Origin of the sequence: Variovorax dokdonensis (genome assembly GCF_030316895.1) — a bacterium.
Classification (GTDB): domain Bacteria; phylum Pseudomonadota; class Gammaproteobacteria; order Burkholderiales; family Burkholderiaceae_C; genus Variovorax; species Variovorax dokdonensis.
The window spans coordinates 135,641-151,897 of sequence record NZ_JASZYV010000005.1 but is presented as its reverse complement, the minus strand read 5'-3'; the positions used below and the strand labels follow the sequence as shown (position 1 = coordinate 151,897).

Annotated in this window: 17 protein-coding genes; 5 read left to right on the top strand and 12 right to left on the bottom strand. The window is 65.8% G+C overall.

Annotation, left to right across the window (positions count from 1 at the left end):
* Nucleotides 1–4 precede the first annotated feature (4 nt).
* From QTH91_RS21035 to QTH91_RS21020, 4 genes are all read right to left on the bottom strand, one after another.
* Nucleotides 5–160, bottom strand: coding sequence for a hypothetical protein (locus tag QTH91_RS21035; protein ID WP_286662101.1), 156 nt, complete (start codon nt 158–160; stop codon nt 5–7).
* Nucleotides 157–957 carry a phosphatase PAP2 family protein gene (locus tag QTH91_RS21030; protein WP_286662100.1) on the bottom strand — a complete coding sequence of 267 codons (801 nt, stop codon included), beginning with the start codon at nt 955–957 and terminating at the stop codon, nt 157–159. Before QTH91_RS21030 ends, QTH91_RS21035 begins: the two co-directional genes overlap by 4 nt.
* On the bottom strand, nt 954–2,918 hold the full coding sequence (locus tag QTH91_RS21025; RefSeq protein ID WP_286662099.1) for an MFS transporter: 1,965 nt from the start codon (nt 2,916–2,918) through the stop codon (nt 954–956). Before QTH91_RS21025 ends, QTH91_RS21030 begins: the two co-directional genes overlap by 4 nt.
* Before the next feature lie 71 nt (nt 2,919–2,989).
* Nucleotides 2,990–3,892 (bottom strand): hypothetical protein, encoded by a 903-nt coding sequence (locus tag QTH91_RS21020; protein ID WP_286662098.1) that lies wholly within the window; start codon nt 3,890–3,892, stop codon nt 2,990–2,992.
* 137 nt (nt 3,893–4,029) lie between these two features.
* On the opposite strand from QTH91_RS21020, the gene QTH91_RS21015 reads away from it, so the two are divergent.
* Complete coding sequence (locus QTH91_RS21015) at nt 4,030–4,764, top strand: helix-turn-helix domain-containing protein (RefSeq protein ID WP_286662097.1); 735 nt, start codon at nt 4,030–4,032, stop codon at nt 4,762–4,764.
* Between the two features lie 24 nt (nt 4,765–4,788).
* Here QTH91_RS21015 and QTH91_RS21010 read toward each other — a convergent pair whose 3' ends face one another.
* The 4 genes from QTH91_RS21010 to QTH91_RS20995 all read right to left on the bottom strand — a co-directional run bounded on the left by QTH91_RS21010 (nt 4,789) and on the right by QTH91_RS20995 (nt 8,343).
* Nucleotides 4,789–6,069 (bottom strand): FIST signal transduction protein, encoded by a 1,281-nt coding sequence (locus QTH91_RS21010; protein ID WP_286662096.1) that lies wholly within the window; start codon nt 6,067–6,069, stop codon nt 4,789–4,791.
* A 58-nt stretch (nt 6,070–6,127) separates the two neighbouring features.
* Entirely contained in the window at nt 6,128–6,835 is a 708-nt protein-coding gene (locus QTH91_RS21005) for a PhaM family polyhydroxyalkanoate granule multifunctional regulatory protein (protein WP_286662095.1), read from the bottom strand.
* A gap of 60 nt (nt 6,836–6,895) precedes the next feature.
* Entirely contained in the window at nt 6,896–7,849 is a 954-nt protein-coding gene (locus tag QTH91_RS21000) for a copper chaperone PCu(A)C domain-containing protein (protein ID WP_286662094.1), read from the bottom strand.
* Between the two features lie 134 nt (nt 7,850–7,983).
* Nucleotides 7,984–8,343 (bottom strand): DUF2946 family protein, encoded by a 360-nt coding sequence (locus tag QTH91_RS20995; protein ID WP_286662093.1) that lies wholly within the window; start codon nt 8,341–8,343, stop codon nt 7,984–7,986.
* 278 nt (nt 8,344–8,621) lie between these two features.
* On the opposite strand from QTH91_RS20995, the gene QTH91_RS20990 reads away from it, so the two are divergent.
* Nucleotides 8,622–9,536: a hypothetical protein gene (locus QTH91_RS20990; protein ID WP_286662092.1), complete on the top strand. Its 915-nt coding sequence runs from the start codon at nt 8,622–8,624 to the stop codon at nt 9,534–9,536.
* A gap of 16 nt (nt 9,537–9,552) precedes the next feature.
* Here the strand turns inward: QTH91_RS20990 and QTH91_RS20985 are convergent, their stop codons facing one another.
* From QTH91_RS20985 to QTH91_RS20975, 3 genes are read right to left on the bottom strand one after another with little or no spacing between them, the layout of a single operon-like run.
* On the bottom strand, nt 9,553–10,530 hold the full coding sequence (locus tag QTH91_RS20985) for a Bug family tripartite tricarboxylate transporter substrate binding protein (RefSeq protein ID WP_286662202.1): 978 nt from the start codon (nt 10,528–10,530) through the stop codon (nt 9,553–9,555).
* A 55-nt stretch (nt 10,531–10,585) separates the two neighbouring features.
* On the bottom strand, nt 10,586–10,789 hold the full coding sequence (locus tag QTH91_RS20980; protein WP_286662091.1) for a hypothetical protein: 204 nt from the start codon (nt 10,787–10,789) through the stop codon (nt 10,586–10,588).
* A complete protein-coding gene (locus QTH91_RS20975; protein ID WP_286662090.1) occupies nt 10,786–12,600 on the bottom strand; it encodes an FAD-dependent monooxygenase in 1,815 nt (604 codons plus the stop codon). Before QTH91_RS20975 ends, QTH91_RS20980 begins: the two co-directional genes overlap by 4 nt.
* 65 nt (nt 12,601–12,665) lie before the next feature.
* Between QTH91_RS20975 and QTH91_RS20970 the strand changes: the two genes are divergently transcribed.
* Nucleotides 12,666–13,442 (top strand): helix-turn-helix domain-containing protein, encoded by a 777-nt coding sequence (locus QTH91_RS20970; protein ID WP_286662089.1) that lies wholly within the window; start codon nt 12,666–12,668, stop codon nt 13,440–13,442.
* A 9-nt stretch (nt 13,443–13,451) separates the two neighbouring features.
* Here QTH91_RS20970 and QTH91_RS20965 read toward each other — a convergent pair whose 3' ends face one another.
* A complete protein-coding gene (locus QTH91_RS20965) occupies nt 13,452–14,564 on the bottom strand; it encodes a fumarylacetoacetate hydrolase family protein (RefSeq protein ID WP_286662088.1) in 1,113 nt (370 codons plus the stop codon).
* A gap of 170 nt (nt 14,565–14,734) precedes the next feature.
* Here QTH91_RS20965 and QTH91_RS23120 point away from each other — a divergent pair, with 170 nt between their 5' ends.
* Together QTH91_RS23120 and QTH91_RS20955 are read left to right on the top strand one after the other, a co-directional pair.
* A complete protein-coding gene (locus tag QTH91_RS23120) occupies nt 14,735–15,829 on the top strand; it encodes a DUF3108 domain-containing protein (RefSeq protein WP_286662087.1) in 1,095 nt (364 codons plus the stop codon).
* Nucleotides 15,830–15,982: 153 nt separating this feature from the next.
* On the top strand, nt 15,983–16,255 hold the full coding sequence (locus QTH91_RS20955; protein WP_286662201.1) for a BTH_I0359 family protein: 273 nt from the start codon (nt 15,983–15,985) through the stop codon (nt 16,253–16,255).
* Nucleotides 16,256–16,257: the final 2 nt, after the last annotated feature.

The window sequence follows — 16,257 nt, the reverse complement described above, 5'->3', positions numbered from 1 at the left end:
CAGCTCAGATCGGAAACACCAAAAGGCCCGCAGCGACTGCGACAGCCGCCACGATCGCCAGCTGCACCACGCCAGAAGGCAGCGGGTTCACCCCGACCTTGTGCGCACGGCCCACTTGTTCGCCAGGCGCCAGATTCCTGTTCGTCTCGTTGCTGTTCACGAATGCTCCGTTTGAAGATTGAAGGGCGAGCGCATGATCGGAAGCGCTGCGCCCTTCACAGCGGATTGGCACCCAAAGCCTCGGGAATGGCCCTGTGAGGTAGCTGATAGCGATACCGATGCAGGGCCCGACCCCGCCGTGCTGTGCAAGTCGGCCCGCGTGAATGGTCGATCGATGCGCGCCAGATGCTGCGCGATCTGCTCCAGAAGTCCCTGGGTGGGCGCAGCATGCCCTGGAGGGAACAGGGCCAAGGGCATCAACAGGCTGACCAGCACCATGGGAGCGCGGGGATGCGCGTGCGGGTAGTGCCTTTGGGTGGCAAGGAATATCGCGCTGACAGCCGTCCCCAGGAGCAATCCGGCCGCCACCTCAGACGCCGAATGCGCGTACAAGGCCAGGCGCGAGACGCCGATGGTCCAGGCAAGCACCCAGCCGGCGACGGCCATGCCCACGTGCCAACGGTGTCCGGCACGCGCGCACAGCAACCACAGCGCCACCGGCCAGATGCTCGATGCCATCATGCTGTGCCCACTGATGCCGGTGAAGTTCAGGCGCGCACTTCCAACACCCCAACCCAGAAATGCCAACTTGGAGACGAGGACGAGAAGGCTGGCCGAGCCGAACAAGGTGAACCACAGCAGCGCAGTCGGCCAGGTGCGCCGCGACACCAGCAACCAGATGCCGATCAACACTGCCGCAGGCAAGAGCAGCCCACTGTCGCCCAGCCAAGTGACCCGTGCCCAGAATTCGACGGGTACCGCATGGATACCCTGCCACAGAAGGTCGCGCAAGGTCATCGTGTCGGCAGGGTCGCGAGCAATTCGCCGACGCGCAATTGCAGTCGTTCGAGGCCGGCTTCGGACGCAGACATGGCGCTGCCGACCGTCAAGCCGACCCGGCTGAACACGCCGCGCCGGAACGGGCGCACCATCGCCACGCGGTCGCCATCGCGCACTTCGATCCGGCTGAAGAACGAGCCCCACAGGTTCGAAAGCGCCATCGGCACGACCGGTACGTTCATGCCCTCGGCTTCGGCGATGTCCAGGATCTTGCGCGTGCCTGCCTTGAAGGGCTGAAGCTCGCCGTCGCGGGTGATCGCCCCCTCGGGGAAGATGGCAAGCAGGTCGCCGTCACGGAGTACCTGTACAGCCTCTTCGAAGGCCCGTTCGTATGCCGCCGCGTCTTCTTTCTGCGGCGCAATCGGAATCGCCTTGGCCAGCCTGAACAGCGTCCCCAGCACGGGCATGCGGAAGATGCGGTGGTCCATCAGGAACCGGATCGGGCGTGGACTCGCCGCCATCAACAGCACGGCGTCGACAAAGCTGACGTGGTTGCACACCAGCAGGGCTGCGCCTTCGTTCGGTATGTGCTGCGTGCCGCGAACATCGAATCGGTAGATCAGGTTCGAAAGAATCCACGCCACGAAGCGCAGCAGGTATTCGGGCACCAGCATGAAGATGCCGAACGCCACCACCGCATTGGCGATGCCCGTGATCAGGAACACCTGCGGGATCGAGCAGCCGAGATGGAGCAACAGGCCCACCAGCAAAGAACTGGCGATCATGAACAACGCGTTAAGGATGTTGTTGGCCGCGATGATCCGGGCCCGGTGCGTTGCCGGACTGCGCAACTGGATCAGCGCATACATCGGCACGCTGTAGAGCCCCGCGAACATCGCCATCAACGCCAGATCCGCCATGACGCGCCAATGCGCCGGCCGCGCAAGGAAGGCCTCCAACCCCAGCGGGGCCGACGACGGCAGGCCGCGCGAGGCAAAGTACAAGTCCACCGCAAACACGCTCATGCCGATCGCGCCGAGCGGCACCAGTCCGATTTCGACCTGCCGGCGGCTGAGCGTCTCGCACAGCAGCGATCCGATTCCGATGCCCACCGAGAACACGACGAGCAGCAGCGATGCCACCTGCGCGTCGGCGTGCAGCACCTCCTTGGCGAACGCAGGAAACTGCGCCAGGAACACGGCGCCGAAGAACCACATCCAGGAAATGCCCAGCAACGACCGGAAGACGACCGTGTTGCCATGTGCCAAGCGCAAGTTTCTCCACGTCTCGGTCAGGGGGTTCCAGTTGATGGTCAAACCCGGATCGGTGGCCGGCGCGGAGGGAATGGCCTGCGCCGTGGCCCGGCCGACCAGCGCCACCAGCAGGCAAGCTGCCGCCACGGTCGCATGTCCGATGCCAGGCAGCCCGATCAGCAGCCCCCCTGCAACCTGGCCGAGAAGAATCGCAACGAAGGTGCCCATCTCGACCATGCCGTTGCCGCCCGTCAGTTCATGCGGCTGGAGCACCTGGGGCAGGTAGGCGAACTTGACCGGCCCGAACATCGTGGAGTGCAGCCCCATCAGAAAGACGCAGGCCAGCAATATCACTGCGTCGGAGCTCGCGAAGCCCCAGGCAGCCAGCACCATGATGAGGATCTCGAGGTTCTTGACGAAGCGGATCACCCGCGTCTTGTCGTGCTTGTCGGTGATCTGGCCCGCCGTGGCGGAGAACAGCAAGAAGGGCAGGATGAAGACCGCCCCGATCACCAGGCCGGCCATGGTCGGCTTCATCCAGTCCAGCTGGAGCTGGTAGGTGACCATGACGGTGAAGGCGAACTTGAACAGGTTGTCGTTGGCAGCACCGGCAAACTGCGTCCAGAAGAACGGCGCGAAGCGGCGCTGGCGCAACAGGGCAAATTGGCCGTGTGGGGCGGCTGCCGACTCGCTGGTGTTCGGATGGCTGGGGTTGGCCACGTCCATGAAAGTTCCTCCCGGGTTGCCCGGCTTTGGTGGTTCGCAAGGGGCGATGTCGCGGACCGCCCGTTCGTGATTCAAGCGGGGACAACCGAACGGATTTGATTGTGCCCGAGGCGGCCCTGGTGCAATTCGCGCACCGCCCACAGCACTGGCAACGCGGCGAAGGCGGCGAGGACGTGCTTCAGCGAGTGGCCGGAGATGAGATGGCGCGTTGCTTCATAGACAGCCGCATCCGCCATTTCGCACGCCTTGGCCAGGGCGTACAAGGCGATCACCCACCCGAGCCGCAAACGCAAGCCCGGCGCGTGGCGGCAAGGCAGCGCAGACAGGAACGCCATCGCAAGCGTCATCGCCATGCCGCCGAACTGAATGACCGCCCAGGGCATGAGGTTGCCGCTGTCCTGCGAGATGGCGACCGACAGCAGCCCTGTTGCCAGAACCATCCAGGCCGTGGGCCAGCCGGCGCGCACGCTCACCCTGTTGCAGACCGCCAATCCCAGCAATCCCGCGAACGCCACCGCCATCGCCGCCCGGTCGCCCGCCAACCTGAGCGTGTCGTCGGGCTGCAGGTGATAGAAGGCCGAGGCGGCGGCGGTCAGAATCAACCCGCCGAAGAACAGCCACGCACAGTCCAGAGCATTGGCTGGCAGCTCCTCATGCAGTGCGAAGCCGGCAGGTCGACCGTTCGGCCGGATCTCGTGCGCTCGCTCCAGACGATGCAGCTGCTGCAGCCCCCGAACGCCAAGGATGAGAAACGGCAAGTTGCTCAGGACATCCAGCGCATTGGGCAGACTGGCCCAGGCGCGGCCGTCGGCGAAGTGGCTCGAAACTTGGTGCAGCTCACTCCAGGAAGAGGGCAGGATAAAAGCTGCGAGCAGCAAAACGGCACCACCCGCCGCCAGCGCGGCCTCTCGCCGAGTGAGGCTGCCCAGGTGGCGCGGCTTGCTGGAAGCGGGTGTCGAGGCGCTGGGATTCATGGTCAGATCCTTTGGGTTCGGCGATGGACGGCGAATCTAGGTCTGGCCTCCCTTTAAAGCATTCGATATCAATACGTTGGCACGCAGCTGGACTTTGAGTATTATTTTTCGATACCAACTTTCGAGGGAGACACATTTTGAGCACCACCGCCGATCTGATCCAAGCCCTGAAGAGCGAGCTCAAAACCGCTCACATGACCTATGCCGACCTGGCCCGCCAGCTCGGCATGGCCGAATCCAGCATCAAGCGCATGCTGGCCAAGGGTGACATGCCGCTGTCGCGAGTCGACGCGATCTGTCGCGCGCTAAAGATCGACTTCGCCGAACTGTCCCGGCGCGTGGCCGAGGCGCAGCCGCTGCTCAAGGAGCTGACACTCGAGCAGGAGCGCGCCGTGGTGCGCGACAAGAAGCTCCTGCTTTGCGCCATCTGCGTGCTCAGCCAATGGACGGTGGAGCAGATCACCGGCGCCTACCGCATCAGCGAACCCGAATGCATCGGCGCCATGGTTCAACTCGACCGCATCGGCATCATCGAATTGCGGCCGCTCAATCGATATCGACTCAAACTGGCCAAGACCTTTCGCTGGCGCCCGCATGGCCCGGTCATGGAGTTCTTCCGGGAACATGTGGTCCTGGACTACTACTCCGGCGGCTTCGACCGGCCGGCTGAAGGCCTCCTGCTGGTGCATGGCGAGATCAGCCGAGCGCTCGCGCCCTCTTTTCTGGAACGATTGCAGCGCGTCGCACAGGACTTCGCCCAACAACACCAGGCGGACCAGCGCCTCGCCCAGCGCGACCGAGAGGGCTACACCCTGCTGCTGGGCATGCGAAGCTGGGAATTCGAGGCATTCGCGCAGTTGCGCCGCGCCTGAAGGCGTCCTCCGAACGCGTGCGCGTCAATCGGACGCGAAGACCGTCAGAACACCCGTGTAGCCGTAGAGATGATGCCGGGCGATCTCGCCACCGGCGAAGAAGCCCACCAGCGGCACGTCGCCGAGCGCGTGCCGGACGATCTGAAGTTCAGCGCCAGGCGCCCCGAAATGGGCACCTCCGCGACCCGAACAACTCACATAGATGGCGCCGGCCATGCGTCGCGCGGGATGCATCCTCGCCTCGGCTTCGCCCGCGGCCATGGCAGTGGCCACTTCCAGCGACTGCTCTTCTGGCTCCAGCTCCTCGCGGATCTCGGCGCAGATGCGGGTCAGATCGGCCCGTGCAGCCTGCGGGTCGCGCCGCACGAAGGTCATGCGCATCCCGGCTTCGGGATGGTCGGCAATCGCCACCGCGCGGCGATTCGGGTCGAGGCCGATGATGTGCCGCACGCGCACGTCAGCCCCGAGGTCGCCGGTGCGTCGCAAGCCATCGGCGCCGGCACTGGCCAGGCCCACCAGGGTGGCGCGCACCGCATCGATGGCCTCCTGCGGATGGTCGAGGCTCACGCCCAGTTCGGACAGCAGCACGTCAAGGGCAGGCTCGCCATCCAGCGTGATCAGCAGGTTGTCCTCGGACTCGGTAATGGCGCGCTCCCGCGAAATGGGATGACAACCTTGAGTCACGCGCGACACCAGCCGAATGCTCTCGCCAAATGCAACGCCGGAGAGGCCTCCTGACAGCACGCCGCTAGAGCGCTCCACATCTTCGGCCGATCGGGCAGCCTGCCCGCCGATCGCGAACTGATAGGTCGCGCCGCGCCCGGAGGACAGGCCGCCAAACAGGTAGCCCGTCGTGGTCCGCGCGGCCAGGTCAGCCACGAGATCGGGCAGATCATGGGTCGACGGATCGGCGTGCACCAGCGCCGCATGCTGGTACTCGGTCGGCGCCCCCATGGCATCGACCGGCGGCAACGGAGCGAGGCCGGAAAACACGCGGTATTGGTCGGCGGGCAGGTCGCACAGCATGACGGCGATGGCGGGCTCGTCGAAGTATTCGGCGTTGTGCGCCGAGATGCCGATGCCTACCGTGCCTGACCAGTTGCTCACTGATGGCAGGGATTCGTTCAGGTAGTCGAGGATGCGGCCGCCGTCCTCGGCGAACAGATCGGTGACATACAACAAGCCCAAGCTGGGCGCAGACGCGTAATCGGGCTGCGCCATCTGCCCGCGCAATTGCGCCAGCACGAGGTCAGCCGCAGTCCGCCATTGCGGATGGGTGGCGTGGCCGGATGGAAAAAGCTTCATGTCGCAGGGCCGAAGAGGCAGCAGGCCTCAACAGCAACCCCGATTACAGCACTTGCGGCTATCTCGACGTCGAACGAGTCTTTGTCGACTTCGCCGGCTTCTTGCTCGCCGGCTTTTTGACCGACACGGTCCGCTTCTTTGCGGCCACGGCTTTTGGAGCCGCCGCTTTCGGCGCAGCAGATGTGTCCGGCATGCTGGGCATCTTGAGGTTCGAAGCCTCCTGCAATGCCGTGGCTGCGATCTGCTGGAACTGTTCGGCCAGCGCGCCCCATAGCTTCATGGGGTCGACGACGCCCGCACCCGTCGTGGGACGCTCCGCGCCCATGCCTTGGCCGTCGGTATCGGAAGCGCCCGGCGCCGACGGCCGGCGCGAGGCTTCGGCCTTCTTCTCCTGTGCCGTCTCTGCCGCGGCCGGCGAGGCCACGCCAGCGGTGAATGCCTTGGCAAGGTCGTCCATTTGCAGGTTCATTCCGCGCAGGGTGGACAACGTCATCTTCTGCACTTCCAACGCCTGGATGGTGGCCTTGAGCGCGTGAAGATTCTGTTCGAGCCAGAACTGGACCGCCTTCATCTCGTGGATGCGCTTTTCCACTTCCTCGACGCTGAGCGTGGGCGCCACCCAGCTCGACAAGCCCGGTGGCGTGGCGATGCCAGGCATGGCGGTCTTGACCCCCGGCATGCCAGCCGCCGCACCATTCGCCAGGTTCTTCAGAAAGTCGAAGCCGGGGACGAACTGGTCGAAAAAGAAGGATGGCTTCTCACTCATCATTCATCTCCCAAGTTGGATGTTGATGCCCCAGCTTATACCGGCCCCGCATCAGACCTTTCAGTGCTTGTGCGGATGCTGGTGCGCCTTGTCGTCCGCCATGCCCGACATCGCACCGGCCTGATCACCGTGCGCATGCGCCTGGCCCGCTGGCGCCAACGCCGCTGTCAGGTGCAAGCTGAGCACACTCGACTTGCCCTGAGCGTCTTCGAACTTCAATTGAAGCGGCACGCTGCTGCCGGCCGCAATCTCCTGCTTCAGGTCCATCAGCATGAGGTGATAGCCGCCCGGCTTGAGCTCCACCGACTGTCCCGCAGGAAGCTCCAGTCCCTTGTCGAGCTGGCGCATCTTCATCGTGTCGCCTTCCATCTTCATCTCATGCACCTCGGCAACGCCGGCCAGAGGCGTCGATGCGCCGACGAGCCGCAACGTGCTGTCGGACTTGAGCGTCATGAACGCGCCTGTGCCGCTTTGCCCCGGCACGGCACGGCGCACCCAGGCGCCGCTGACTTCCACCGGAGCGACGGCACCCGTCACGACATCCAGCCGGGCAGCCGGGAACTCGGGCTTGTCGGCATCGCTGGCAGGCACCATGGCCCAGTTTGCACTGCCGGCATCGCAGGTCTGCAGCACCTTGAACCACAACGTGCCGGGCTTCGCGCCGACGCGCCCGCGCAGGACGAACTGCGTCTTCTCGCTGGACGGCACGGCCTTGTCGGCACTGTCGGCCTTCCAGCTCACCTCGTTGCCGTTGGTGTTGACGCTCCAGCCGGCGCGCGGCTGGGGCGCCAGGACCGTGAACCCTTCTGGCACGCGAACGGTGACGCCTGTGGTGGCTGCGGCGCCCTTGCACGCATGGCCGACGCGAAAGGCCGCATCGAAATCCGAGCCGGCACTGGCCGTCTGACGGGCCAGGGTGACGTGTGCGCTGGCCCCGGCGGCGGCGCATACGAGCACGGTTGCGGCGCCCAGGCTTCGGGCGACGGGGACGAGGAAGGGTGAATGCTTGTTCATGTGTTGCTCCTGCAGAAGATGGGTTCAAAGGTCCACGCCCAGGCCCATGTAGGCCTCGGATTTCGATTGGGGGCGGGCGCGCTGTGCTCGAAGCCGGCATCCGCCGGCATGCACATCACGGGACTCGAAGTGAATCAGGCGAAGGCTGGGGGTCCGCGCGGCGGCAAGGGGGCAGCCGTTGCCGCCGGATGGTGCGCCGCGGGAATGGACTGCAGCACATGCCCAAGTGGCTGGGCATGTTCGACATGAACGACCGGCGCCGGGGGCGGCGGTGCGCCAGTCAGGGCACACAAGGGGCAGTCGATATGGCTGGCGCCGAGCTGGCGGGCGCCATCGTCGGTCTTGACCATGACCTTGATCGCGCCGGCGCTGGAACAGACGAGTTCCAGCGCTTGCGGATGGACCAGTGGCGACGCGACGGCCACGCCCAACGACAACGCAAACCACAGCAGCATCAGGCGGCCAAGCTGCGGGAGACGTCGAAGGGCATTCATCAAGGTCGATTATCCATCCCCAAGAAAGCGGAACGAGTACACAATATCCAGCAGACGACACGAATTCATACATGTTCAGCCGCTTCCTTCCCTCCCCTCTGCGACCCGCAGACAGGCAGGTTGCGATGGGCGGGGCGTGCCACGTGGCCGCTGGGATCATGGTCGTACTGGCCGGGTCGACAGCGCTTTTCGGGTCGACCGACGCCTCGGCGCAACCTACCTCCGCAGACCGCTGCGAACTCGAGGGAAAGCCGATCGACTCCACCTCGCCCGCGGCCATGCAAGGCACCAGTGGTCGGCTGCTGTGCCGCAACAGCGCCACCGGCAAGGTGACCCGCGACGCCAACTTCGACGGCGGCCATCAACTCGGTTTGTCGCGCCTTTTCTATCCGGACGGAGGCCTGCGCAGGGTGGCCTTCAGCACGGGTACCGGTGGCGACCGAGCCGTGGCCGAATTCACCGCTCGCGGCAGCCTTTCGATGCTGCGCTGCGCCGACAAGCCGCTGCTTCTGCCCGTCGTGGACGATGCGCGCCTTTGCGGGTTCAACAGCAGCGGCGCTGCCACGGTGGACCTGTTCGATGAACATGAAGTGCGCCGCTCGCGCATCACGCATCTCAACGGGCGGCGGCTGCGCTCGGAGAGCTTCTACGACAACGGCATCGTCGCCACGCAGGAAGACTTGATCGGCAACCAGCGCATCGAGCGCCAGTACGCCTCCGATGGCTCGCGCCGGAGCGAAACGGTCTACGTGGTCGAACGGGGTCGCTCCCAACGCATGAGCTTCCGGGAGTTCTCTTCCGGCGATCTGCTCGTGCGCGAGCAGGCTTGGAACGAGACCGGCGAACCCTTGCGCGATGACTTCTACTTTGCCGAAACCGGCGGGCCGCGCAAGACGACGCGCTATCAGCGGCAGGGAAGCGTGCGCACGGCGGAGGTGGTCGAGTACCTCCAGAGCGGCCAGGTGGCCTTTCGCGGGCACTACCTGGCGCCCCCGCAGGCACCGCTGCTGCCGACCGGTACGCACCAGCGCTTCGATGCCCAGGGCGCGGTGGTGGCCGAGTCGGTCTACAGCGTCAAGGGCAAGCTGCTGCGCGAGAGAGCCTGGGGCCCAGACGGGCAATTGCTGGTCGACGACAGCGTCGGCGACGCTGTGTCCCAGGGCGCCGCCGGCGGCGCAGCGCAAAAGCAATAGCGCGGCCGGCCGCGCGTCAGTCCAGCTTGACGCCAGCCGCCTTGATGATCGGCCCCCAGCGAGACGACTCGGCACGCGCCATCGAGAAGAATTGCTCCGGCGAGCCGGGCATGGGCTCCATCCCGAAGTCGTTGAAGCGCTTGGCCACATCCGGATTCGAGAAGGCCTTGTTGAGCTCGCGGTTGAGCCGCTGGACGATGGGCCCGGGCATGCCGGCCGGCCCGAGGACGCCCTGGAATGCGAAGACCTCCGCGTTGCTCACGCCGACCTCTGCCAGTGTCGGGACGTCCGGCAGGAGCTTCGAGCGCTGCGCCGAGCCAATGGCCAGCACACGCACCTTGCCCGATTGCATGATCGACAAGCCCGATGCCAGATCCAGGAACATGCACGGCACCTGCCCGCCCATCACGTCCGCCATGGCGGGTGCCGCGCCGCGGTAAGGCACATGCGTGAGCGAAGTGCCGGTGCGGTTCTTGAACAGCTCCATCGCCAGATGGTGCGGCGAGCCGTTGCCTGGCGAGGCGTAGTTCACGTCCCCCGGATGCGCCTTCACATACGCCAGGAACTCCTTGAAGTCCTTGGCCTGGAAGCTCGGATTGACGACCAGCGCCAGCGGGAACTTGCCGATCGCACCGATGTACGTGAAGTCCTTGGAGGGATCGAAGGGCAGCTTGCTGAACAGGTATTCGTTGAAGGCCAGCACCGCGTTGTCGGCGGACATGATGGTGTAGCCATCGGGCTTGGCGCGTGCGACCTGCTCGGCGCCGATGTTCGTGGCGGCGCCCGGCTTGTTGTCGACCACGAATTGCTGGCCCAGGCTCTGGCGCATCGCATCGGACAGGCTGCGTGCGATCACGTCGGTGCCGCCGCCGGCCGGATAGGGCACAACCCAGCGGATCGGCTGGTCGGGATAGTTGCCCTGGGCGCGCGCCCAAGGGGCGGCCATGGTGGCACCGGCTGCGGCCATGCCGGCCAGTAGTTGTCTGCGATCGATCAAGTCTTTGTCTCCTGTTGAATCTTGGGTTCTTGGCAACGGGCGCCTCGGCGCCTCAGGCGGAAAGCGATGGTACGGGCAGATCGCGCAAGGCGTCAGCCAATGCGGCGCGGCATCGGCCTTCGTCGGCCACCTGTTCGAACAGCAGCAGCGCCAGGCGTGCGAGAAGAAGCGACTCACGCTCCGGCCCCGCCTCGCTGATGGCGCGGGCGCATTCGGCGTAGATGCGGTCACGTGACTCGGGTGTGAACTGACTCATGGCTGTGCCTCCTGAACGGGGCTCGCGGGTGCCGTCGCGTGAAGCTTGCGAGCCGCGGCCCGGGCGAATGAATCGACCAGCGCCTGCGCCGTCGGCTGGCGCCAGCGCGCTGCCACATGGCCGTCCGGTCGCAGCAGGTACACCGCGCCCTCGTCGCCGGCGCCCAACGCCTCGAAGGTCGCTTGCGAACCCGGGCTGCGCGGCAGGTCGTGCATCTGCAGCGTCAATCCCTGCGCCACGGCCTGCTGTCGCGCCTGCGCGCAGATGGCGCGCTGCCGTGCGGATGATTCAGCTTCGGCGGCAGCAAGGACGATCAACGCAAAGCCGGGCTCTTGCAGCAAGTCGCTCAGATGTCCGCGTTCGAGCGGCAGGTCGGGCATGACCTGGCCGGGCATCGGGCCGCAGGGCCAGTGCTCCATGTCAGGCGTGGACAAGGGCGACGCGTCGTAGCGCACCGCCTCCGTCTGGCGTGGGTTGATGAGTCTCGCGATCTCCGGATGAGCCCCAGCGAGCGAGAGCGCCGCCTCGCGCAGCAGATCGAAGCCGCGCGAGGGTGGTGACATGAATTCGGTGCTGCGCATGGCGCTTTCGGCATTGACGTGGAAGGCCGCGATACGCTCATCGCTGTAGCTGTCGAGCAGCGACGCATCGGACAGACCCCTGGCCACCTGCGCCAGCTTCCAGGCCAGGTTGTCGGCATCGTCGAAGCCGGAATTGAGGCCACGCACGCCGAAGATCGGCATCGCGTGCGCGGCGTTGCCGGCGAAGAGGATGCGTCCACCGCGCCCATGCCGATAGCTTTCAAGGCTCATCGCGCCCGCTCGATAGATCGACGTCCACACGCACTTCCAGGGCAGATCGCCTTCGCCGATGGCCTGCAGGTGTCGCGTGACGAATTCGCGCACGGCGTCGGGCTCGAGGGCCGCCTGGCTGTCCTGACCCGGCCGCAACTGATAGTCGATGCGCCAGATGTCGTCCGGCTGGCGATGCATCAGCACCGTGGAGCCGGGGTTCCAGGGCGGATCGAACCAGGCCCGGCGCTCGGTCGGGTGCTTGCTGTGCAGTTCGATGTCGATGATGACGTAGCGGCCTTCGTAGGCCGTGCCGTCCAGGTTGAGTCCGAGCGCCTTGCGCACGAAGCTCTGGCCGCCGTCGCAGGCGACCATCCAGGCGGCCCGCAACTCGTACTCGCCCTGCGGGTTGCGCACCTGCAGGGTCAGTCCTTCATCCCCCTGCGTGAAGCCCGTCAGTTCAGTCGCCCAGCGGATGTCGATGAGGCCCGCCTGCCTCTCGTTGCGACGCACGATCTCGTCAAGCAGGTAGTGCTCGATGTAGTACTGCTCCAGGTTGATCATGGGTGGCAGCTTTTGCTGCGTGTCGTGCGGCATCTCGAAGCGAAAGACCTCCTCGGTCTTGTAGAAGCTGCGGCCTCCGGTCCACGCCAGGCCCTTTTCGATGAAAGCCGGCAGCGCCCCCAGGCGCTCGACGATCTGCAGGCTGCGGCGCGAGATGCAGGCAGCCCGGCTGCCCACGCAGACGGTGTCGTCAGCCTCCAGGATCATGCTGCGCAAGCCGTGATTGGCCAGCCCCAGCGCCAGCGACATGCCCACCGGCCCGCCGCCCACGATCACGACCGGATGCTGTCCCGGCTCGACACCCGACTCCAACGGCGGCGTCCAGGGCGCGAAGCGCGTGTAGTGAAAGTCGCCCACGGACGGCGGCAGTGCGCCGGGATCGAGCGTGGGCGGCAGCGTTGCGCCTGCCGCGCCTACGGCGCTCGCGGTCGGGTGTTCGGTAAGGGCGGCATTCATGCAACGGGATTGTCCGGATGCGTTTCGCACGCCGTTGTCCTAACTTCGTACGAAGTACTAACCCCATGAAACGCTGGCGACTTCCCAACTCCGACAACACCGAAAGTTATGCGTCGCCGGTGGTGCTCGACCTACTCGGCGGCGTCGGAACGCAGCACCTCGCGGCCAGCTTTCTGGGCGGCATGCACCGTCTGGTGCCGGTGACTTTCTGCACCGTTTTCGCAGTGGGCGCCGACGGTCGCATCGAGACGGTCTCCGCAGCCAGCAGCTACGGAACGACCGCCGAACGCACTGCAGAGCGCTACGTCGCGCAACGCTTCGACCTGCTCGACCCCAACATGGTCTGGCTGGCGGGGCGGCCCAAGCCGAAGCGCTCGCAGCTATGGCTGGGCCACCAGCATGCGCAGGAGGTGGCCGATCCCGCCTACCGCGCCGCCTGCTACGGCGATGTCGGAATCCGCGAAAGGGCGTCCGTGCTGATGGTTCTGCCGCAAGGCCAACGTGCAGCCATCAGCTTCTATCGAAGCCTGGCCCAGCCTGATTTCGGCGAAGCGGATTTCTCCTGCTTTGCCGCGCATGCGGCGCTGCTGGCCGCTGCCACCGCAGCGCACGGCCGCAGCGCTGGCGTCAACGACGCCCCTCGAACGCTCGACCTCGACGCTCAGCTCTTGGGCCTCAGCCTGCGCGAGCGAGAGGTCATCGCGCAATTGCGCAAGGGCCGCACCGCCAAGCAGGCTGCGCGCGAACTTGGCATCGAGCTGAGCACGGCGCGCACCCACCAGTACAGGGCGTTCCGGCGACTGGGCATTCGCAGCCTGAAGGAACTGCTGCGAGGTGGGTGAGCCGCGCGCCTACTCCGCGCTTTCGGAGGCATCGCCAGGCACTGCGTCCGGCGCGTCGGCTTGCGCTGCCTTGTCCGACGCCTTCGGCTGCGCCGTCGCAGGACGGGGGCTCGCGCCCAGTTGCAGCACCTCCTGGTCGATCGCGCCGAACAGCGAGCGGCCGTCCAGTCCCTTCATCTCGATGCGAATGGTGTCGCCAAAGCGCATGAACTCGGTGGTGGGCTTGCCGTCAAGGATGGTCTCGATGCAGCGCTTTTCCGCGATGCAGCTGTACCCCTTGGGCCAATCCATGCGGCCGTCCTTGCGCTCCACGCCTTTGTTGCTGACGGTGCCGCTGCCAACGATGGAGCCAGCTCGCACGTTGCGCGTCTTGGCGATGTGGGCGATGAGCTGCCCGAAGTGGAATGTCATCTCCGGTCCGGCATCGCACAACCCCACCTTGCGGCCGTTCCAGCTGCTTTGCAGGGCCAGGTGCACGCGTCCACCCTGCCAGGCATCGCCCAGCTCGTCGAGGGTCACCGCCACAGGGCTGAAGGCGGTGGCCGGCTTGCTCTGGAAGAAGCCGAAGCCCTTGGCCAGCTCGGCCGGAATCAGGTTGCGCAGGCTGACGTCGTTGGCGAGCATGACCAGGCGGATGCCCTCCAGGGCCTGCTCGGGGGTGGCCCCCATCTTGACGTCGCCGGTCACCACGGCGATCTCGGCTTCGAAATCGATGCCCATCGCTTCATTGGGCACGACGATCGGGTCGCACGGCCCGATGAAGTCATCGCTGCCACCTTGATACATCAAGGGATCGATGTAGAAGCTCTCCGGCACCTCGGCATTGCGCGCCTTGCGCACCAGCTCGACGTGATTGATGTAGGCCGATCCGTCGGCCCATTGGTAGGCACGCGGCAACGGTGCCATGCACTGTTGCGGGTCAAAGGGAAAAGTATGACGCGCGCGGCCGTGATTGAGCGCGGTGTACAGGTCTTGCAGCTGCGGGCTGAGAAAGCTCCAGTCATCCAGCACCTGCTGGAGGCGCGAAGCGATGCCGGTGGCGTAGTGGGCGGTACTCAGGTCGCGCGAGACGACGACCAACTGGCCGTCGCGCGATCCATCCCGGTAGGTGGCGAGTTTCATGGGTTTGCAGGAGGCCGCGCCACCGCGAAAGAGGGGCACGACTAAACTGGGCAATGACGGCCGGCAGTTTAGCGAGAGGCGCCTGCCGTGCCTGTTCGAACACGATGGCCTCCCACCCTTCGACTGCCAGCGGCGCGCCGATGACATCTCGGCGCCATCGACGCGAGACTGTGCCTTCCTGGCCTCGCGTGGCCGCGATCGGAGCGGTGGTGCTCCTGCTTCATGCCGCACTGTTGCTGGGCGCGCGCTGGCAGCCCGGGGGACATCTGGAAATAGCGCAGCGCCAGGTGGTCACCGAAGTCCGGCTGATCGACCCCGCCCCGCCGGCGCCTCGACCTGATCCGCCGCCGGCTCGGCCTTCGGCGGCACCACCGAAGCCGCCCGTGGCAAAGCCGGCGCCAGCGCGTACAGCGGCAGCAGCCGACGCCCCGAAGCGTGCGCGCCCCCAGCCGCGGCCGCCAGAAGCCCGGACCTCGCCCTCGCCCTCGCCTAACGCAACCACCGATGCGCCTGTGCTCGCAGCTGCGCCAGTCGCAGAGGGCTCCGGCGACGCTGCGGCAATGGTCGGCGCGGGGGCATCCGGCGCCCAGGGAATCGGCTTTGCAGCCGGCAATGCGGGCGCCAGTCACATCCATCCCTCCGCCCGGCTGAGCTTCGAAATGGTGGCCCTGCGCGGGGTGCAGCCCTGGAAAGGTGTGTTCGGACAACTGGATTGGCGCCACGACGGCGACCGATACGAAGCGCGCCTCGCGCTCAAGGTCCTGTTCAAGACGGTGCGCGCCCAGGTCAGCACGGGACGCATCTCGAACGGCGGTTTGGCGCCCGAGCGCTTTTCGGAAACCCGGCGCCAGGGCGAATCCTCCGAGCTGCGGCGGGCTGAATCCAAGGTCGTCTTCAGCAATGGTGCTCCCGAGGCGGCTCTCGAACCCGGAGCGCAGGACCGCCTGAGCGTCGTCCTGCAACTGGGCGCCATGCTGGCCGCGGACGACGAGCGCCATCCGCCTGGCAGCCGCATCCTCATGCAGGTCGTCGGCGTCAAGGACGCTGAAGACTGGACCTTCGAAGTGCTGGAGGACGCGACCGTTTCCGTGCCGGCCGGCCAATACCGCGCGCGCCACCTGATCCGCATCCCGCGACGGCCCGACGACTACCGCATGGACATCTGGCTGGCGCCAGACCTGGGCTATCTCCCCGTACAAATGCGGCAGACCCAACAGAACGGCGACGTCATCGACCTGTTGCTGCGCGACGTATCGCCGCTTTGACAAAGTCCAAAAGCCAGGCAATTGCGCACGCTGGCGCACTGGCCGTCGACGCGGAGGGGCACTTTCCTACAACGATTGCGTCTATCTTGAAACTGGCGCGCTCGTTGCTATCTAACCATCATGAATGACATCGACTTCCGGACGCTGGACAACATGCAAATGCTTTATGACTCGGAATCTTTCGTGGTCGTGCACATGCAGGCAAACGCCGATGACGCGCTGCCAAACCTGCCGACTCTGGTGCGTCACGGCTTCGAGATCGTCGACAAGCGCACCGGCAAGGAGATCTACCTCGACGGCTCCTGGGCTGAAATGTTTCACAAGCAGATTGCCGCATGGCAGCTGAACACCCCCACCGAGGAAGAAGTGGAAACCACCCTCGAGGGCTACGCCGAACTGGCGCAAAACCCTGTTCTCATGCACTGACC

Coding starts and splice junctions, on each gene's coding strand:
- QTH91_RS21030 (WP_286662100.1), bottom strand. CDS start 957: ATGACCTTGCGCGACCTTCTGTGGCAGGGTATCCATGCGGTACCCGTC.
- QTH91_RS21025 (WP_286662099.1), bottom strand. CDS start 2,918: ATGGACGTGGCCAACCCCAGCCATCCGAACACCAGCGAGTCGGCAGCC.
- QTH91_RS21020 (WP_286662098.1), bottom strand. CDS start 3,892: ATGAATCCCAGCGCCTCGACACCCGCTTCCAGCAAGCCGCGCCACCTG.
- QTH91_RS21010 (WP_286662096.1), bottom strand. CDS start 6,069: ATGAAGCTTTTTCCATCCGGCCACGCCACCCATCCGCAATGGCGGACT.
- QTH91_RS21005 (WP_286662095.1), bottom strand. CDS start 6,835: ATGAGTGAGAAGCCATCCTTCTTTTTCGACCAGTTCGTCCCCGGCTTC.
- QTH91_RS21000 (WP_286662094.1), bottom strand. CDS start 7,849: ATGAACAAGCATTCACCCTTCCTCGTCCCCGTCGCCCGAAGCCTGGGC.
- QTH91_RS20995 (WP_286662093.1), bottom strand. CDS start 8,343: ATGAATGCCCTTCGACGTCTCCCGCAGCTTGGCCGCCTGATGCTGCTG.
- QTH91_RS20990 (WP_286662092.1), top strand. CDS start 8,622: ATGCAAGGCACCAGTGGTCGGCTGCTGTGCCGCAACAGCGCCACCGGC.
- QTH91_RS20980 (WP_286662091.1), bottom strand. CDS start 10,789: ATGAGTCAGTTCACACCCGAGTCACGTGACCGCATCTACGCCGAATGC.
- QTH91_RS20975 (WP_286662090.1), bottom strand. CDS start 12,600: ATGAATGCCGCCCTTACCGAACACCCGACCGCGAGCGCCGTAGGCGCG.
- QTH91_RS20970 (WP_286662089.1), top strand. CDS start 12,666: ATGAAACGCTGGCGACTTCCCAACTCCGACAACACCGAAAGTTATGCG.
- QTH91_RS20965 (WP_286662088.1), bottom strand. CDS start 14,564: ATGAAACTCGCCACCTACCGGGATGGATCGCGCGACGGCCAGTTGGTC.
- QTH91_RS20955 (WP_286662201.1), top strand. CDS start 15,983: ATGCAAATGCTTTATGACTCGGAATCTTTCGTGGTCGTGCACATGCAG.